Genomic DNA, 17,489 nt, shown 5'->3' with positions numbered 1-17,489 from the left:
TTTAGGAGTTACAAATGAGATTCAAATTCAGATTTCTTCCGTTTCTGACACTTCTGCTGACAATCGCTCTGATCGTTACCTCTGTGGCGCTCTTCCGCTCCCAGAATGTGTACGCTGCGAAACAGGACAAGTATCAGAACCTTGACATATTCACACAGGCTCTCTATCTGATAGAGAACAACTATGTCGAACCTGTTGACGACAAGAAGATAATCTACGGCGCTATAAAAGGTATGACACAGGAGCTTGACCCCCACTCCGCTTTCATGGATCCGAAAACACTGAATGAGTTTGAAGTGGAAACACAGGGCGAGTTCGGAGGACTTGGTATCACCATAGGTATGAAGGACAAAATACTTACGGTAATAGCACCCCTTGAAGACACACCAGCATTCAAAAAAGGTATCAAAGCAGGCGACCAGATAATTAAAATTGACGGCAAAAGCACTATGGATATCACCATTGACGACGCGGTAAGCAAACTGCGCGGCAAAGAGGGTACCGAAGTCACAATCACCGTTATGCGCAAGAACGTTGATAAACCTTTTGACGTTAAACTAAAAAGAGCCATCATAAAAATAAAATCCGTCAAATACGCTATGATAGACAAGAACATCGGATACATAAGACTTATCCAGTTCAGCAACGACATCTCCGGTCAGCTTGAGGAAGCACTTCGCGCTGTAGACAAAGAGGGCGCGAAATCATATATACTCGATCTGAGGAACAACCCCGGCGGACTTCTTACCGAGGCGATCAAAGTTTCCAGCGTGTTCCTGCCCAACGATCAGATTGTGGTATACACAATGGACAGAGCGCAGAAAAGACAGGATTACAAATCCACCTCATATTTCAATAAAGAGCTTAAAAAGCCTATCGTCCTGCTTGTTAACGAAGGCAGCGCATCAGCTGCAGAGATACTTACGGGTGCGCTTCAGGACTATAACAGAGCAGTTGTCGTCGGTGCGAAGACTTACGGAAAAGCTTCCGTACAGAATGTAATCCATCTTTCCGACGGTTCAGGAATCAAACTCACTACTGCGAAATACTTTACGCCCAAAGGACGCTCAATCCACGGTATCGGTATTGAACCCGATGTTAAGGTTGAAGCCAAACATGAAGACCCCGCAGAACATCAGGACAAAAAAGAGGATGAAGAACTGGATAAAGACTTCACCACAAACTCTGCCAAGGCTGATTTTGACCTTGTTAAAGACGTTCAGCTGAAAACGGCTCTGGACAAGATCAAGGAAATGTCAGGAAATGCAGCAGCTAAATAATTTCAGCCGCAAACCTGAAGACAACAACAAAAAAACGGATATAAAAAAGCTCCTCATTGTAGGAGCTTTTGCCGTGGTTGCGGCAATATTTGCTTCCATGGGGATACTGCACTTTCTGCTGAAAGACGACGCCCCGACGCCCAAACAGAAAGAAACAGTACAGGCGACCGTTAACGCGCCCAAAGACATAGCAAAAGACGACAACCCACATGCCATAGGGCTGGACAAGCGCGCTGTCATGGATGCTGTGGCTCTTTCCCTGTTTGACAACGGAATGGACAACAGCAGCATAAAAGAAACTACGGAAACTCAGGACGGCGACGTTCTGAAACTGCACATAATAATTGATCAGGGCGAAGCCGATATCAAAGAGCTTAAGAACAGCATAGCCGACCGCATCAGAGCCATGAACGTTGAACCTGAAGTTGGGAAATCCATCTCTTTTGAGAGCGGGAATCTCTCAACCATAATAGATTTCATAGAAAGAAAAGCAGAAAAACCGGCTGCACCGGTTAAAAAACCTACGGTTCAGCGCAATTACGGCGGCGTGAAAATTGCATTCGTCATAGACGACTGCGGATACAGCGTCCCGCTGGCAGAGAAACTTGGCAAGGTAAAATATCCCCTCGCCATGGCTATCATACCTTATACTCCTCACAGCAAAGAATCAGCTGATATCTTCCGCAGACTCGGCAAATCCGTGTTTCTGCATCAGCCGATGGAACCTAAATCATACCCGCAAAACGACCCCGGCAAAGGAGCGATACTCCTTAATATGCCGGAAAGCCTGATAGAAATATCTCTTCGCAAAAACGTTGAAGACCTTGGCGGAAAAATAGACGGTTTCAACAACCACATGGGTTCGGGACTCACAGAAAGCCGCGAAAAAATGCAGCAGGTATTCAGTGTTATGAAGCATTACACCGATTTTTATGTGGACAGCTACACATCGCCCAAAACAGTTGCATACGATGAATGCCAAAAAGAGGGCATGACTTGTGCCATAAACAATAAATTCATCGACAACGAATCAGACCCTGAATATATCAAAGGCAAAATAATGGACGGAGTGAACCTTGCAAAGGCAAACGGCTCCATCATCATGATAGGTCACCTGCGCGAAGCGACAGTGAACGTCCTGATAGAGATGCTTCCGGAGCTGGAGGCAATGGGCGTGGATATTGTACCTGTTAAGGAGCTTGCGGCAAGGTGATAATCTTAGGGATAGAAACCTCCTGCGATGAGACTTCGCTTGCGGTGTTTGACACGGAAAAAGGGATTCTGGCGAGTTTCACAAACTCCCAGATAGATCTGCACAATAAATTCGGCGGAGTTGTACCCGAAGTTGCATCGCGCAACCACATACTGAAAGTTGAAGAACTCTTCTCTCAATGTATGGAAAAGGCAGAACTTACGCCCAAAGATCTCGACATGATAGCGGTAACAACCGCCCCCGGGCTTATCGGTGCGCTCTTTGTCGGTGTATCATTCGGAAAGGCTCTGGGCTACGCTCTTAAGATTCCCGTTGTACCGGTTAACCACCTGTCCGCACATATCCTCGCGGCGGAACTGGAAAACCCTGAATTGAAACCGCCCTACACTGCCCTTATCATCTCCGGCGGACATACCCATATCTATGACGTTGACGCGGCATACAATTTCGATCTCCTTGCGAAGACTGTTGACGACGCGGCAGGAGAATCTTTCGATAAGGTCGCAAAGATGATGGAACTCGGATATCCCGGCGGTCCGCTCATCGAGGCACTGGCAAAAGAAGGCGACGAAAAGGCTGTCAATTTCCCCATAGCCATGCGCAAAGAGAACAATTATTCGTTCAGCGGGCTTAAGACCGCCGTAATGAACAAGATAAACGAAAACAGCGTGTCACTCGCTGACATAGCGGCATCTTTCCAGAGAACGGTCGCAGATACACTCATATTGAAGACCCTTCGCGTTGCGAAAGAAACAGGCAGAAAGAACGTTGTGGTCGCCGGCGGCGTTGCATGCAACGGATACATCCGTCAGACATTCGCACAGCAGAAAGGCTTTAACGTCTATTTCCCGTCGAAAAAACTCTGTACCGACAACGGCGATATGATAGCCTTTGCCGCTTACAGATTTTTCAAACTCAGGAAGTTTTCATCACTCTTAGAAACGGCACATGACAGAGCACAGCACATCAACAAATAGCTACCTCGAAATGCTTAAAAACAGCCCCATGTTCGGCGCACCTCTGGCGGGGGTATCTACACCCTCTTTCAGGAAGGTAGTGCGTCTGTTCTTCAACGGGCTTATCTTCACAGAAATGGTCAGCGTTGAGGGACTGATACGCAAAGGCTCCGGCACGATGGTCTTTCTGCGCACGAACGACAGCGACGATCCGCTCGGCGTTCAGTTATTTGGAAGCAAACACGAAAGCTATCCGGACGCTGTAAAAGTTGTGCTTGATACCATCACCCCTGCGGTAATCGACATTAATATGGGCTGCCCTGTTAAAAAAGTGATAAAGACCAACAGCGGTGCGGCAATGCTTCGCGACGAAGCAAACATCGCAAAAGTGGTGCGGGCGGCAAAATCAGCATGTGGTAATGTTCCTCTATCCATAAAAATACGCCTCGGCTGGGATGCCGATTCAATAAACTATAATGAGATAATCAAGATAGCATACGAAGAGGGCGCATCCGCAGTGACGCTCCACGGGCGCACAAAGGCGGAAGGATTCGGCGGACAGGTACATTACGACATGATAGCCGACGCAAAATCCCGCGCAAAGCTCCCCATAATAGGCAACGGCGACATCATCGACATGGAAACTTATAACAACATGCTGAACACAGGCATAGACGGCGTTATGATCGGTCGCGGGATGATGAAACAACCGTGGATATTCAAGGCACTTGCCGACTGTAAAGACCCAGACGGCTATCTTGACACAAGAAATCTGAAAGACCTTATATTCACCATCATGGATTACGAAATGCAGAACGCACGCGGAAGCAGATATCTTGACGTTTCAAAGAAATACATAGTCTGGCTGATGAAAGGACTGCCCGGCGCGGCTTCGCTGCGCAACAGCGTTTACGAATGCGGCGACAGGCAGAAACTTGACGATATGCTTGAAAATTATTTCAGCAGTATAAAAGATATTCCGACAGATCAGAGTTCAGAATAGCCCTGAGTTCAGGCGCGTCTTCCCTGTCTGTTTCCGCAAACAGAAAACAGAACACTCCGTATTTTACAAAATCAGTTTCACGCAGTTCAAGAACATGGGTGAAACTGCTCTTAAGCTTTTCATAATTGAACCCCAAAAGCAGACTGTCATCTATCTTCGGGCTTTTTTCGACGACCACCATTGCATATACCCTGTCGCCGCAAATATCTTCTACCTCATTCCAGTGGGGAACCCTGCTCTCTGCGAAATATTCGTAAGTATTTATTCCATATGCAAAAACAGAGATATCCGTACAGCACCATCCGGCAAACCGCAACGGATTAAGCTCAACAGGAACAACCCTGCCTCTGTCGTCTATCCGCACTTCGATGTGAAAAGGGAAATTAGAGACCACTGCCAGTCTGCCAAGTGACACAAGGAATTTCTTAACCTTTTCCGATATCTCTTTAACTATCGGCACGGAGGTGACATACACTCTGTCGGAAACGTCAGCCGCACCGGAGAAATAATGTTTAAGAACGTTCAGAATGACCGGTTCACCCTCTGCGTTGTAATATCCGTCGATGGCATATTCCGTTCCCTCTATGACCTCTTCAATGATGAAGCTGTGAGAGTTCAGAACGTCGTCGGGGTAGTAATCGCGGACTTTCTCCATTTCGGAAATTATCTGCGGACGAACCGTTTTCCACGCCTTTTCATCTTCAACATAATGTACGCCGAGGCTGAAAAAACCAACTGCAGGCTTTATTATGAAAGGGAAACGCAGATCTTTCGATTTAAGCGTCTCAATCTCCTGAAATAACACTTCCCTGTAAAAGAACTCAGGAAACATACCGCTCAAAAGGTCGCGGAATTTCACTTTATTCTTGAACAGGTCAACCTTTTCGACAATATCCGAGAACATCAGGTTCTCGTTTATCCACGCAACAGCGTTTTCGGAATTGGTATATATCACGGGCTTGCTACGGAACCTGTCGGCAAATCTTTCAGCGCTTAAGAGGTGGCTTCCCTCTCCCAGAAGTTCCCGTGCGGTCTCATTGTCAAGCACCGGATAATTGTTGCGTCTGATAGTATCCAGAAGCACTTTTGACACATATGGTTTGTCCAGTATAAACATCACATCCTCATGGACAGAGAGAGTCTGCCCCGCTCCTTATCTATGCTCAAAACCTTGGTTTTGACTATCTGTCCGACTTTAACCACTTCGGACGGCATCTTCACGAATTTATCCGCAAGCTGGGAAATATGTACCAGACCGTCGTTTTTCAGCCCTACGTCCACAAACGCGCCGAAATCCACAACATTGCTTATCTTGCCCGTAAGAATATCGCCTACGTTAAGTTCATCTATGCTTATGACACCCGCTTTAAATATTACAGGATCAACGTCGTCCCTGATGTCTCTGTCCGGCTTTTCAAGGTTGTCCAGAATATCCTTTATGGTGTATTCACCTATTCCAAGTTTATTAGCCATAGCGGGTATATCTTTGCCCTTTACGGCAAGCTTGACCATCTCGCATTTATCCACGCTGAGATTCATTGCTGTGAGGAATGAATGTACCGCACTGTAGCTTTCAGGGTGAATGAACATGCTGTCCAGCTTCTCTTCGCCTCCGTATACCTTCAGGAAACCAGCCGCCTGCTTAAAGGTCTGTTCCCCTATCCCGTCAACGTTCATAAGCTGCTGACGTGAGGTGAAACGTCCCATGCGTTCACGGAATTTCACTATCTTCTCTGCAAGCGATGCACTGAGTCCTGAAACATATGAAAGAAGGGACGCGCTGGCGGTATTAAGATCAACACCTACATTATTGACCACATCTTCAACGACTTCCGTTAATGTTTTGTCAAGTTTCTTGCCCTGCACGTCGTGCTGATACATACCGACACCGATTGCCTGCGGTTCTATCTTAACCAGCTCCGCCAGCGGGTCGATAACGCGTCTTGCGATAGACACCGCGCCCCTGATGGACACATCGAGGTCGGGAAATTCTTTTTTCGCCACGTCGCCTGCGGAATACACGCTTGCTCCCGCTTCGCTGACTATGGTGTATCTTATGTCGAGACTGTCTGATTTTATGACGGAGGCGATAAACTCCTCCGTTTCACGACTTGCCGTACCGTTGCCTATGGCGATGGCATTGACGCCGAAATCTTTCACCGCTTTCAGGAATATCCTGCGCGCGCCTTCAACGTCCTCCTGAGGTTTTGTGGGATACATAACCCCATATCCGAGAAGCATACCCGTGGGGTCAACCACGGCGTATTTACAACCTGTACGGAACGCAGGATCGACACCCATAATGGTCTTGCTCTTCACCGTGGGGGTCAGAAGCAAATTTTTCAGGTTGTCCGCAAACACTTCAATGGCCTTAAGTTCGCCCTTCTCTTTCAGTTCACCGCGGAACTCAAGTTCCAGAGAAAGCTCTATCATCTTCTTAAACGCCTGTCTCACGCACTTGACGGTAACGTCATTTTTCACAACGCCCTTATCGGCAGATATTTTCTGAATGGCGTTCAGGCACATCTCTTCATCTATTATAAGTTTCAGTTTAAGTATCTTCTCGCGCTCGCCTCGGAACATGGCAAGCACCCTGTGGGGCGGTATTTCACTGAGTTTCTGCGAAAACTCGTAATAATCCTCATATGGGTTGCGCTCTTTGCTTTCGGTCTTCTGCGAAGATTCCAGAACACCATAAAGCGTATAAAGCTCGCGTATACGGTTTTTCACGTCCACATCGTGACCGATGTCTTCGGTGATGATGTCCGCCGCCATGGTTATAGCTGTCTGTGCATCGGCGACAGCTTCGTTTATGTATTTAGCCGCCTCATCATCAAGTCCGGTGAGATTTTCATTGGATTTGATATAAACCGACAGAGGTTCAAGCCCCGCTTCGCGGGCTATGTCCGCTTTTGTCTTCTTTTTGGATTTGTACGGCTCATAAAGGTCTTCAACCTCTTTCAGCGTTTCTGCTGCTAGGATGCGTTTTTTCAGTTCATCTGTGAGTTTGCCTCTCTCTTCAATGGCCGCAATAACCTCTTCCTTGCGTTTTGCAAGGTTTCCAAGATACTCGTACCGTTCTATAATGTTGCGGATATCCTCCGCGTCCATACTTCCCGTCATTTCTTTGCGATATCTGGCTATGAAGGGAACCGTGTTGCCTTCCAGATAAAGATCAATAACGCTGTCGATGTGGTTCTTTCTGAATTGAAATTCCTGATAAAGCCTGTCTCTCATTAATCACCCGAAGATATTGTTCGTAATGGAATTATCTTACTAGAATACTGAGAACGGGACAAGAGTTTTCAGCTTGCCGAGCAGACCTTGTTTCTCCCTTCGTTCTTTGCCATGTAAAGAAGGTTGTCAGCGGCGGATATCATGTCGTCAAGTCCCTTGCCGTAGCTTGAGCAGACGCCGATGCTCACGGTAACGTTTATCTCGATATTATTGTATGAAACGCCCGATCTTTCTATCATGCTGCGCAGACCTTCAAAATAGTCCTCGTCTGCACCAGGTTCAATGTATATGCAGAATTCCTCACCGCCGAAACGTGAAACCAGCCCGCGTTTGCCGACATATTCCATGATAGCCTGCGAAATGTTTTTCAGCACATAATCGCCTACGTCGTGCCCGAAAGAATCGTTTATCCCCTTGAAGTAGTCGATATCCAGCACAGCAATACTTTTTGATTTCTCAATATCAAAAACCTCGCTCATATAAATGAAGAAATATCTCCGGTTATAAAGTCCTGTCAGATAGTCCTTATAAGACATATCCCTGATATGGTCTATAAGCATGAGTGTTTGCAGATTCTGATTAACCCTGCAATAAAACTGCTCAGGACTGAACGGTTTCAACAGAAAATCGTTTGCTCCGTATTTTATGAATTTTGCGGAAAGCTCCGCAGTCCCCTCTCTGGACATTCCGATGAAAGCCACTCTGTCTTTGGTGAATTTCTTGCGGATAAGGCGCACAAGGTCAAAACCTGAAAGCTCCGGCATCAGGTAGTCGGCAATAACTATTTTCAGATTATCAAGTTTCATAGCGAGGTCGAATGCTTCTTTGCCTGTTTCGCAGGTATGCACGCGGAAAAGATGTGCCGAAAGCAGTGCCTTGATCCTGTTTCGCATAAGGCGTGAATCGTCGGCAACAATAACGTCGATATCTCTGTTAAGCATCATCTGTCTGAGCAGTTTCGCTATATAGATGTCACTGTCCGGATCTTTTTTCAGAACATAATCTACAATGTTCTTTTTCCATATTTTTTCACGGAGAGCATCGTCATAGTCTCCGGTATATACGATTGCGGGGATATTTTTGTTCTGAGCAAAATCCACCATGCCTGCCTGCGCGGCATCCGGCAGATTAAGGTCTACAACCACGGCAAAATAATCGAATACGGATGTATACTCCATCGCTTTTGCATAAGTTACGGCGTGGTCAACCTCCAGACCGGTCTCAAGCTCTATCCTCTTTTTCAGGAGAGTTCCCAGAATATTGCTGTCTTCTACAACCAGTATCTTGTCCATATGAACCTATCCTTAAAACAGAATAGTGAAAACTAGCAGAAAAATAATTCTTTTTTAACTGTTATTTTTGTAATTTTGCACACGTTCACTTATAGTTTTCATTACAATATTAACTGATTTAATGTCTTTTTTATCGTAAGAACCGAAAAGAGAATTCAAAAGTGCATAAAACCTTGAAACAAGAGATGCGTAAATCGCCAATCCTTCCTTTGTGGCAGTAATCTTTTTCATTCGTCTGTCGTCGCCGGATTTCACAGTGCCAACATACCCCGCCGTTTCCAACCCCTTTATAATTGAGGATGCGGTTGCGCGTGAAATTCCCATATAATCAGCCAGTTCATATGGAAAAAGTCCTTCGGGATGAGAGGAAAGAAGGGACAAAGCCGTATATCTGCTCAGAGACAGATTGTTTTCTGAAAAGAATTTCTCTATTTCAACAAGCATATCGCTGGAAGCTTTCAGTATTCCCAGAACGGATGACACGGACGAAGCGTCCACGTTTTTATCATCGCCTGCGGCAGCCTTGATGGCTTTTTTATCAGGGATCTCTTTCAGCAGAAACATAAGCTCACCGTTTTTTAATTTAATTTTACCACGAAATCAGTAAAACAGTGAGAAATGATGTTAAAGAATGGAGCGAACTGTGTTTTTACCAGCCAGTTTTGCCATACTCACCGCGATTTCAGCTCTTGAAACCGAGTTTTCATAAGCCTCATCCTGCGCGGATACCTGAGAACAGCCAAAACTTGCAGTGAGTTTAAGCTTACCCGAAGGGGTAGTTATATCACTGGACTCAAGAACTTTTCTGAGTCTTTCTGCAAGTATTTCCGCACCCTTAACGTCTGTATCAGGCAAAAGTACCGAAAACTTGTCTCCGCCAAGCCTCGCGACAACATCGGATTGGCGCAGAACACGCTGCAAAACTCTGGCAATATGTACTAAAATGGAATCGCAGACCTTCTGTCCGTATACTTCCATCATTTCGCGGAACCCGTCCATATCTACAGATATCACGGAATAAGTTCTGAAAGTGCGCAGAAATCGGTGATAAAAGCTGTTAAGCTCCGTTATAAAAAAACTGCGGGAGTAAACACCGGTAAGCGGGTCAGAAAAAGATGTTTCTTTCAGCTTGCTCTCAATGTTCTTCTGTTCCGTTATGTCCCTTGTGAGCCATAATACGCATCTTTTATCCATGAAGCTGAAAGGGGCAACCCGCGCTTCAAACCAGATCTTCCCCGGTTCCGCCGCACCTATGCTGCAGGTTTGATCATCAAAATCATATTCGTAAATATTGGGTTCGTCATTCGTGATGGTTTCGCGTATTATCGCAATGAATCTGTCGGCGAGATGTTTATCTATCACTTCATAAATATTTCTGCCAATGAGGTTTTTTCCATCACCAGCACTGCGGCCGATAACGTCGATATAGTCTCCGTTTTCAGAAAAAACATATACGGGGTCTGGTAATGCATTCACCGCAGCAAATATAAAATCGTGACTGTTTTTCATGCTCTGTCAACACCTCAGGATTATATACCCGAGCTTAATTTAATATTCCGTATTTCGCAACGGATATATTGTAATTCCAATACATACAGGTTAAGATTCACAAAGTTGTCAAGTCTACGTTTCATGTTTAAATTTATATGGTATTATGAATAAAATTGATTCTGCGGTAGGTACATGAATTTTATTTTTAAATTTCTCAATAGAAATTACTCCATCAGACTGCTGATTTTTTTCATGTCAGTTTTTCTTTTTCTGTTTTTTGTCGGCGGTGCGGTACCGATTATGCTGGAGGATTACACCGAAAAGAACGAAAATTATGCCCATAAATATATAAGCGAAATGGACAGAATATCTTCTGACATAAGAATCACCCTCACCAGACTGAACAAACTAAACCTGAAAGAATGTGACGATGAAATGATAAAACAGCTTCGTTTTGCTCAGTTTGAGTCTAAATATATTAAAGATATAGGCTACAGTCTTAACAGCAAACTGATATGCACTTCGGGACTGGGAAAACTTGAAACTCCTTTCGACGAACTGCCGCCTGACCTTGTTACACCGCAGGGCGCTCTTGTATGGCTCAAAGTGCCAATCAAGCTGTTCGATTTCGAGAAAATGGCACACGTTGTGCGCATAGGGAACTTCAATGCTGTTTTCAACACAAGTGAAATAGATAAAAAAGACATATCGGCGTCAAACCTTGCCGTATATGTTGTACAAAAGGATAAACCGCCATATTTTTACGGCGGGAACAAAGCGCTGACCATCGACAGATACATCCGCAAATCATCGATTTACGACATGCACGGCATGAAGACCATAAGATGTTCGGAAACATCAAACATCTGCGCGGCAGTATACGTTTCGTATTCGGAGATAATTCAGGAAGAAGCGCCAATGATCTTCGGCATCGTCATGCTGTCGGCAATCAGTACGATATTCTTTATGAAGTTCCTCTATGACCAGCTTACAAAATTCAAGGGATTCAGCAACAGATTCAGATACGGACTCACAGCCGAAAGAGTACTCTGCTATTATCAGCCCATTGTCGAACTCGAAACTGAAAAACTGATAGGCTGCGAGGTACTCTGCCGCTGGATTGATTTTGACGGACGGGTGGCATCTCCCGACGAATTCCTGCACATAGTCAAAGAACTGCACAAAACAAAGGAATTCACGCAAATAATCATAGATAAGAGCTTTGAAGAGCTGACTCCTATCATTAGCCGGATTCCTGAATTCAAAATATCCTTTAACATCTTCCCTTCGGACTTCCAGACGGAGACCATTGTTGATATGATTGGAGGATACAGAAAAAAACATCCCGAACTCTCCATCAACCTTGAACTTACGGAAGATGAACTTATTGAACTTGCACAGGTTTCGGTCGCTATAGACGAATTAAGGGCGCAGGGATATGTCATCTCTATCGACGATTTCGGAACCGGATATTCAAGTCTTTCGTATCTGAGGGAGATAAACGCTGACTACATAAAGATAGACCGCTCATTCGTGCGGGAGATAGAACACGGCTCTATCAAATCTAACCTTATACCTAATATCGTGAATATTGCAAACAGCATAGGTTCGCAGGTCATCGCGGAAGGGATAGAAAAACGGGAACAAATTGAGTACCTTATGTCTTTCAATGTGGCATACGGTCAGGGGTATCTGTTCGGCAAGCCATGCAGCGCCAACGATTTTTCAAATCTTATATGCGGTGATAAACTTTGCTGAGTTGCTTTTTTCTGTAAAATAAGTATATTAGTTTTATTCTCAGGGCGGGGTGCAAGTCCCCACCGGCGGTAATCCCTTCTGGGTAGCCCGCGAGCGTCTGCCTCACAGCAGAGACAGCAGATACGGTTAGATTCCGTAGCCGACGGTCACAGTCCGGATGGAAGAGATTTTCAAATGTGTCACGTTTACACGTAACCAATCAACTCTCCCAACACGCCCTGATTCATGTAATGAAGGAGATACATCATGAATCAGACAGGTCTTAAAATTTTCGGCAACTCACAGGAAAGAATGGAAAAAGCTCTGGCTTCGCTGAGATCAGGCGAAGGCATCATCGTTGTTGACGATGAAAACAGAGAGAACGAAGGGGACATCATCTATCCCGCAGAAACTCTTACAGCGGCTCAGACAGCAAGACTAATCCGCGATTGCAGCGGTATCGTCTGCGTCTGCATCACAGAAGAACAACGGGCAAAACTCGGACTTGAAATGATGACCCGCAACAACAGAAGCCAGTTCGGCACAGCATTCACAGTATCTGTGGAGGCTGCGGAAGGCGTCACAACAGGCGTTTCCGCCAAAGACAGGCTCACAACTATTCAGGCTGTCATGAACGGCGCAAAAATCGCTTCACCCGGTCACGTTTTTCCCCTCGTAGCCCGCGAAGGCGGTGTTTTTGAAAGGGACGGACACACAGAGGCAACCATTGATATGGTTAAACTCGCCGGATACAAACCATGCGGCGTTCTCTGCGAACTGACAAATCCCGACGGAACAATGATGAAACTGCCGCAGATAACGGAATACGCCGTTCAGCACGGATTCACGGTTATAAGTATTGAAGATATCAAGGAATATATAGGCGCACACGTCTAAAAAAAGCCGGAGCGAAAACTCCGGCTTTTTTCATTTAGGCATAGTCATTTCAAACTTCTGGTGACAGCTTATGCAATAAGCCGTCTGCTCACTGTGGATGTGGTGGCACATGGAACACGCAACGTCGCCAAGATGGGATTTATGCGGATTCCTGTCCTTAAATTCCATAGGTTCTGTCTTCTTCTGAAGCTCTTCCATCGAACCGTGGCATGCCAGACAAACGTCGTTGCTCACCTCAGCGGCGAATACCGGCAATTCTTTTCCATGACAGCCCGTGCAGAAAACTTCCGCTTTAGCGTGCTTATTATCCATAAACGCAGATGTCTGCCAGCTTACTGTCATGTCTTTGATAAGGTCGGTCTCCTCTGTAACCTTACCTTTTTTACCGCCCTTCACTGTGAAAGGCGTGTTGCCTTTCATCTCGTGGCAGACGCTACACTCCACACCGTCGTTGTGTTTCAGGTGAATACCGGAAGCGAACGGATCTGTTTTACCAATATCCACGCCTTTATGACATGCAGGGCAGGTCACAGGCAAAAATTTGACCTTTTCATGGTCTTTCGGCAATACATCCGCAGCCTGATGGCATTCAAGGCAGGCAGGCTTTTCAGCCGCAATAACAATGCCGGAGAAGCACAGCATAATGATAAATATCAAAGTTTTCACGACGTCACCTTAATAAGATCGGACGGGGCAATACACCCCGCCCGTTAATAATTTATTTTGCTGCACTGCGTCCGGCTATCCTGCCGAAAACAACACAGTCTGCAATTGCGTTTCCTCCCAGCCTGTTGTCACCGTGGATACCGCCTGTTGATTCGCCACATGCGAAGAAATTAGGTATCACATTACCCCAGATGTCTATAACCTGAGCGGTGTCATTTATACGCAGACCGCCCATAGTATGGTGGACTGCAGGCCACTGGGCGATTCCGTAAAACGGTCCTTTTTCAATAGGTATCATTCTCGCAGTTATAGGTTTTCCGAAATCGGGGTCTTTACCGTCTTTCAGATACTGGTTGTGCTGATTAACTGTCGCAACCAGAGTGTCTGCCGGCAGACCAAGTTTTCCAGCCAGTTCTGCTATGGAATCGGCTTTAAAGAACCTGCCTTTGGAAATGCCTTTATCCACCTCTTCCTGAGTTCCCATAAGCGGGATCATTTCCTGACAGAAGATAGAATATGTGGGCTTCATGCCTGTGTTTATCTCTGCATGAGACACAACGTCCCTTCTTTCAAGGTCGTTGACAAACCTTTTACCTTTTTTATCCACATAGATAAGCCCGTAACCGGGACCTCTGAACGGATAAACAGCAGGGCTGTCCAGCGTACCGGTTTCAGGTTCAGCATACGGGTAAAGCTGGATAAAACACATTTGCAGGCTGTCTGCGCCTATCGCCTGTGCATATCTCAGCATTTCGCCTGTTGCCCCGGGCTGGTTGGTACAGTTGAATTCAGGCACTATCGCAGGGTTAAAGCTCGCACGCATTTTTATATCGCGTGAAAAACCGCCGCTCGCCATTATTACTGCCTGTTTAGCTCTGAAGTTGCGTTTTCTGCCTTTGATGTCAACTTCAACTCCGAGAACAGGTTTGTTGTCACCCTCTTCACGCCATATCCAGCTTACGGGCATATTCAGCATTATTTTTGCACCGCGTTTTTCGGCAATGCGTTTCAAAGCTTCCGTGTATCCGCGCCCGACGCCTTCAACACATGTGTGTGTACGATAGGCGCTGTGGCCACCCGTACGGTTGAGGATAGGACGAAGTTTAAGTCCGCCCTCTGTTACCATCCAGTTTAAAGCATCACTGGAATTGTCTGTAAGTATCTGTACAAGTTCAGGGTTTCCATAGAAGTCGCCGCCTTTAAGCGTATCTGCTTTATGAAGAGCCGCGCTGTCGTCACCGAGTTTCAAAGTTTCTCTCAAATGGAGAAGATCGGTCCAGCTGTTGTACTCACCACCGTTTATAATGGAGTTACCGCCATACATGGGCATTTTTTCAAGGATAACAACATCCTTACCTGCCGCAGCCGCTTCAGCCGCAGCAGCCAATCCTGCGAAACCCGAACCTATCACTATGATGTCATAGGTTTTATCCCATTTTGTCGGTATCTTTTTCGGAACCATTGCTTCCGCTTCGGAGGGTGACAAAAGGTTCATCGCCATACCGCTTGCCGCTACAGCAGCAACTGTCATTCCGGACTGCAAGAAACGACGTCTTGACAGCCCGCTTTCACTTTTACTTTTCATAGCAACCTCCTGAAATGCAAAACATAGACTTATAGTGAATTATACACCTGCTTAACAGTATTTAAGTATGCGTTGATTTATTAAACTCATCATAATCCTGTATAATAATTATTCATTTGTTTAACCATGGATTTGCCATTGTTGTAAATTTTGTTAAGAAGCATAAGTGTAATATTTGGTAAAAGATTTTTATAAACAGATAGTACACTGATGATAATATTTCTCTGTTATCACAGGACGTTTATTATATGTCTGAAAAACAAAACAATTTATTCCTGTATCAAAAAGAAGTTTACATAATATTTCAGTGGGTTTAGAAGTGTATATTAACTAAGCTTGGGAGGAAAAATGAAACTCATCGCAATTAACGGAAGTCCCAGAAAGAAATGGAACACTGCTCTGTTGCTTGAAAGTGCTGTTGAAGGGGCTAAATCTAAAGGTGCCGAGACAGAAACAGTACATCTGTACGATATTGATTTTAAAGGATGCCACAGCTGTTTCGCCTGCAAACTCATCAGCGGCAAGAGCTACGGGAAATGTGCCGTTAAAGACGGTCTGACACCCCTTCTGGAGAAAATAAGCGAGGCTGATGCCTTCGTTATCGGTTCACCTGTTTATTACGCTGACGTGACCGGAGAGACCCGCTCATTCATGGAACGTCTTTTCTACCCATTCATGATGTACGACAAGAACTATTCCAGCCTGTTCCCCAAAAAGATAAAAACCGGATTCATATATGATATGAATCAGAAAGAAGAGATGATGAAGGCACGCGGTTACGAGTATTTCTTTGAAATGAACAAGACGTACATGGGCAAAATATTCGGTTCCTGCGAATATATCACCGCCTGCAATACATACCAGTTCACAGATTACTCTAAATACGAGTGTTCCGCATTCGATCCTGAGGCAAAGAAAGAAAGCCGTGAAACCCAGTTTCCCATAGACCGCCAGAAGGCTTTTGAATTGGGTGCGTCACTCGTAAGCTAACAAATTACAAAGGCGACCTATCGGGGTCGCCTTTATCTATTTTATTGTTGCAAGCTGTTTAACCGCCTCTATAGCTGCCAACCCTGCCGCAGGTTCAACAGGACTTTTAGCATCTCTGTCAATATCATAGTCAATGAATCCATTCTTAACAACTCCAAACATACTGCCATTGATGGCGGCTGTCGCCATCTTTGCCGAAAGTATAATGGCATCAAGAAAAGACCCAGGACTTATCGGTGCATGCTTAAGCTGACCTTTACCAATAACGGTATTCAGAACATACTCAGTGCCGTTTTTATATACCTTAAGATTGAAATCAGTCTCTGCTTCCCAAAAATCACCTGCGGAACCGTAACCGCCCCATCCGTTATCATAAATGCCTATCTTAATCTTAGAGATATTACACATCAGAACTATACTGTCAGCTTCAGGCACTGTGTCTTCAGAGTATAATCGAACTACTGCACCGGAATCCTCTAATTGTTTAAAGAATGCGAATGCGGCAATCTGTACAGACATCCTAAGCATTGAGTCACGTTCATCCTGAGGAAAACCAGCAAAGAAAGCGGGAGTGGGTATCCTGAGAATACCTTGATAGTGCAATACTTTAAGATATGCACCGTCGCTTGTACAGCCTTTAGAGTAGACAACTTTATTGTTAAAGCCGTCTCTTAGAACTGCATCTGTAGGGGGAACAACAGTATCCTTAATATTTGCACACGATGTAAGGATAATAAGAAGAAAAAGCATAAGAAGTCGTTTCATAAAACGCTCCGATTGTGTATTTTCATAATTATACACCTAAAACAGATAATTATTGAAATAGATATTGACTAGATTGCGTCGTCACGTTGTTCCTCGCAATGACGAATAGAGGTTTTATACTTAGTCTTTAGATGCAAGCAGAACAAGGCGGACGATAAAAAAGCGACGAGTGTATATAGATATACATGAGGAAGGTTTTTTTGAGGACAACGAAGTTATGCGAAGTAGATAAAGGCTAATTTTAAACGTAAAAAAATCCCTGGCGGCGACCTACTCTCCCATGTGTTAATCTTCACACAGTATCCTCGGCGCTGGAGAGCTTAACTGCTGTGTTCGAAATGGGAACAGGTGTAGTATCTCCGCTAAAGCCACCAGGG

At 45.2% G+C, this 17,489-nt stretch carries 15 protein-coding genes, 1 rRNA gene and 1 riboswitch; of the genes, 7 read left to right on the top strand and 9 right to left on the bottom strand.

Features of this window, described 5'->3' with window-relative positions:
* The first annotated feature begins 14 nt into the window (after positions 1-14).
* From LRY47_RS10500 to LRY47_RS10485, 4 genes are read left to right on the top strand one after another with little or no spacing between them, the layout of a single operon-like run.
* Positions 15-1,280: a S41 family peptidase gene (locus tag LRY47_RS10500; protein ID WP_295225099.1), complete on the top strand. Its 1,266-nt coding sequence runs from the start codon at positions 15-17 to the stop codon at positions 1,278-1,280.
* Positions 1,264-2,493 carry a divergent polysaccharide deacetylase family protein gene (locus tag LRY47_RS10495; RefSeq protein WP_295225097.1) on the top strand — a complete coding sequence of 410 codons (1,230 nt, stop codon included), beginning with the start codon at positions 1,264-1,266 and terminating at the stop codon, positions 2,491-2,493. The genes LRY47_RS10500 and LRY47_RS10495 overlap by 17 nt, the downstream gene beginning before the upstream one ends.
* Positions 2,490-3,470 (top strand): tRNA (adenosine(37)-N6)-threonylcarbamoyltransferase complex transferase subunit TsaD, encoded by a 981-nt coding sequence (gene tsaD, locus LRY47_RS10490; RefSeq protein WP_295225095.1) that lies wholly within the window; start codon positions 2,490-2,492, stop codon positions 3,468-3,470. The genes LRY47_RS10495 and tsaD overlap by 4 nt, the downstream gene beginning before the upstream one ends.
* A gap of 10 nt (positions 3,471-3,480) precedes the next feature.
* Positions 3,481-4,452 (top strand): tRNA-dihydrouridine synthase, encoded by a 972-nt coding sequence (locus tag LRY47_RS10485; RefSeq protein WP_295225093.1) that lies wholly within the window; start codon positions 3,481-3,483, stop codon positions 4,450-4,452.
* Here LRY47_RS10485 and LRY47_RS10480 read toward each other — a convergent pair.
* From LRY47_RS10480 to LRY47_RS10460, 5 genes are all read right to left on the bottom strand, one after another.
* Positions 4,409-5,569, bottom strand: coding sequence for an ATP-grasp domain-containing protein (locus LRY47_RS10480; RefSeq protein ID WP_295225091.1), 1,161 nt, complete (start codon positions 5,567-5,569; stop codon positions 4,409-4,411). The genes LRY47_RS10485 and LRY47_RS10480 overlap by 44 nt on opposite strands.
* Positions 5,569-7,689, bottom strand: coding sequence for a Tex family protein (locus LRY47_RS10475; RefSeq protein ID WP_295225089.1), 2,121 nt, complete (start codon positions 7,687-7,689; stop codon positions 5,569-5,571). The genes LRY47_RS10480 and LRY47_RS10475 overlap by 1 nt, the downstream gene beginning before the upstream one ends.
* A gap of 68 nt (positions 7,690-7,757) precedes the next feature.
* Positions 7,758-8,981: a diguanylate cyclase gene (locus tag LRY47_RS10470; RefSeq protein ID WP_295225086.1), complete on the bottom strand. Its 1,224-nt coding sequence runs from the start codon at positions 8,979-8,981 to the stop codon at positions 7,758-7,760.
* 54 nt (positions 8,982-9,035) lie between these two features.
* Positions 9,036-9,545 carry a MarR family transcriptional regulator gene (locus LRY47_RS10465; protein WP_295225084.1) on the bottom strand — a complete coding sequence of 170 codons (510 nt, stop codon included), beginning with the start codon at positions 9,543-9,545 and terminating at the stop codon, positions 9,036-9,038.
* Between the two features lie 60 nt (positions 9,546-9,605).
* Positions 9,606-10,490: a sensor domain-containing diguanylate cyclase gene (locus LRY47_RS10460; RefSeq protein ID WP_295225082.1), complete on the bottom strand. Its 885-nt coding sequence runs from the start codon at positions 10,488-10,490 to the stop codon at positions 9,606-9,608.
* A 234-nt stretch (positions 10,491-10,724) separates the two neighbouring features.
* Here LRY47_RS10460 and LRY47_RS10455 point away from each other — a divergent pair, with 234 nt between their 5' ends.
* Together LRY47_RS10455 and ribB are read left to right on the top strand one after the other, a co-directional pair.
* The gene (locus LRY47_RS10455) at positions 10,725-12,230 is read left to right on the top strand and encodes an EAL domain-containing protein (RefSeq protein WP_295225080.1); all 1,506 of its coding nucleotides are present in this window, start codon (positions 10,725-10,727) and stop codon (positions 12,228-12,230) included.
* 31 nt (positions 12,231-12,261) lie between these two features.
* Positions 12,262-12,403: riboswitch (FMN riboswitch) on the top strand.
* Positions 12,404-12,476: 73 nt separating this feature from the next.
* The gene (ribB, locus tag LRY47_RS10450) at positions 12,477-13,106 is read left to right on the top strand and encodes a 3,4-dihydroxy-2-butanone-4-phosphate synthase (RefSeq protein WP_295225078.1); all 630 of its coding nucleotides are present in this window, start codon (positions 12,477-12,479) and stop codon (positions 13,104-13,106) included.
* 30 nt (positions 13,107-13,136) lie between these two features.
* Here ribB and LRY47_RS10445 read toward each other — a convergent pair whose 3' ends face one another.
* Both LRY47_RS10445 and LRY47_RS10440 read right to left on the bottom strand, forming a co-directional pair.
* On the bottom strand, positions 13,137-13,772 hold the full coding sequence (locus tag LRY47_RS10445; protein WP_295225075.1) for a cytochrome c3 family protein: 636 nt from the start codon (positions 13,770-13,772) through the stop codon (positions 13,137-13,139).
* 52 nt (positions 13,773-13,824) lie between these two features.
* On the bottom strand, positions 13,825-15,357 hold the full coding sequence (locus tag LRY47_RS10440) for a flavocytochrome c (RefSeq protein WP_295225073.1): 1,533 nt from the start codon (positions 15,355-15,357) through the stop codon (positions 13,825-13,827).
* Positions 15,358-15,705: 348 nt separating this feature from the next.
* On the opposite strand from LRY47_RS10440, the gene LRY47_RS10435 reads away from it, so the two are divergent.
* Entirely contained in the window at positions 15,706-16,347 is a 642-nt protein-coding gene (locus tag LRY47_RS10435) for a flavodoxin family protein (RefSeq protein WP_295225071.1), read from the top strand.
* Between the two features lie 36 nt (positions 16,348-16,383).
* Here the strand turns inward: LRY47_RS10435 and LRY47_RS10430 are convergent, their stop codons facing one another.
* Together LRY47_RS10430 and rrf are read right to left on the bottom strand one after the other, a co-directional pair.
* Positions 16,384-17,112, bottom strand: a complete 729-nt coding sequence (locus tag LRY47_RS10430; protein WP_295225069.1) for a hypothetical protein — start codon at positions 17,110-17,112, stop codon at positions 16,384-16,386.
* Positions 17,113-17,369: 257 nt separating this feature from the next.
* Positions 17,370-17,488, bottom strand: a 5S ribosomal RNA gene (gene rrf / locus LRY47_RS10425).
* Between the last annotated feature and the right edge of the window lies 1 nt (position 17,489).

Origin of the sequence: Seleniivibrio sp., assembly GCF_021209385.1 — a bacterium.
Taxonomy (GTDB): domain Bacteria; phylum Chrysiogenota; class Deferribacteres; order Deferribacterales; family Geovibrionaceae; genus Seleniivibrio.
The sequence above is the reverse complement of the archived record's forward strand: the minus strand, read 5'-3'. Positions and strand labels throughout refer to the sequence as shown.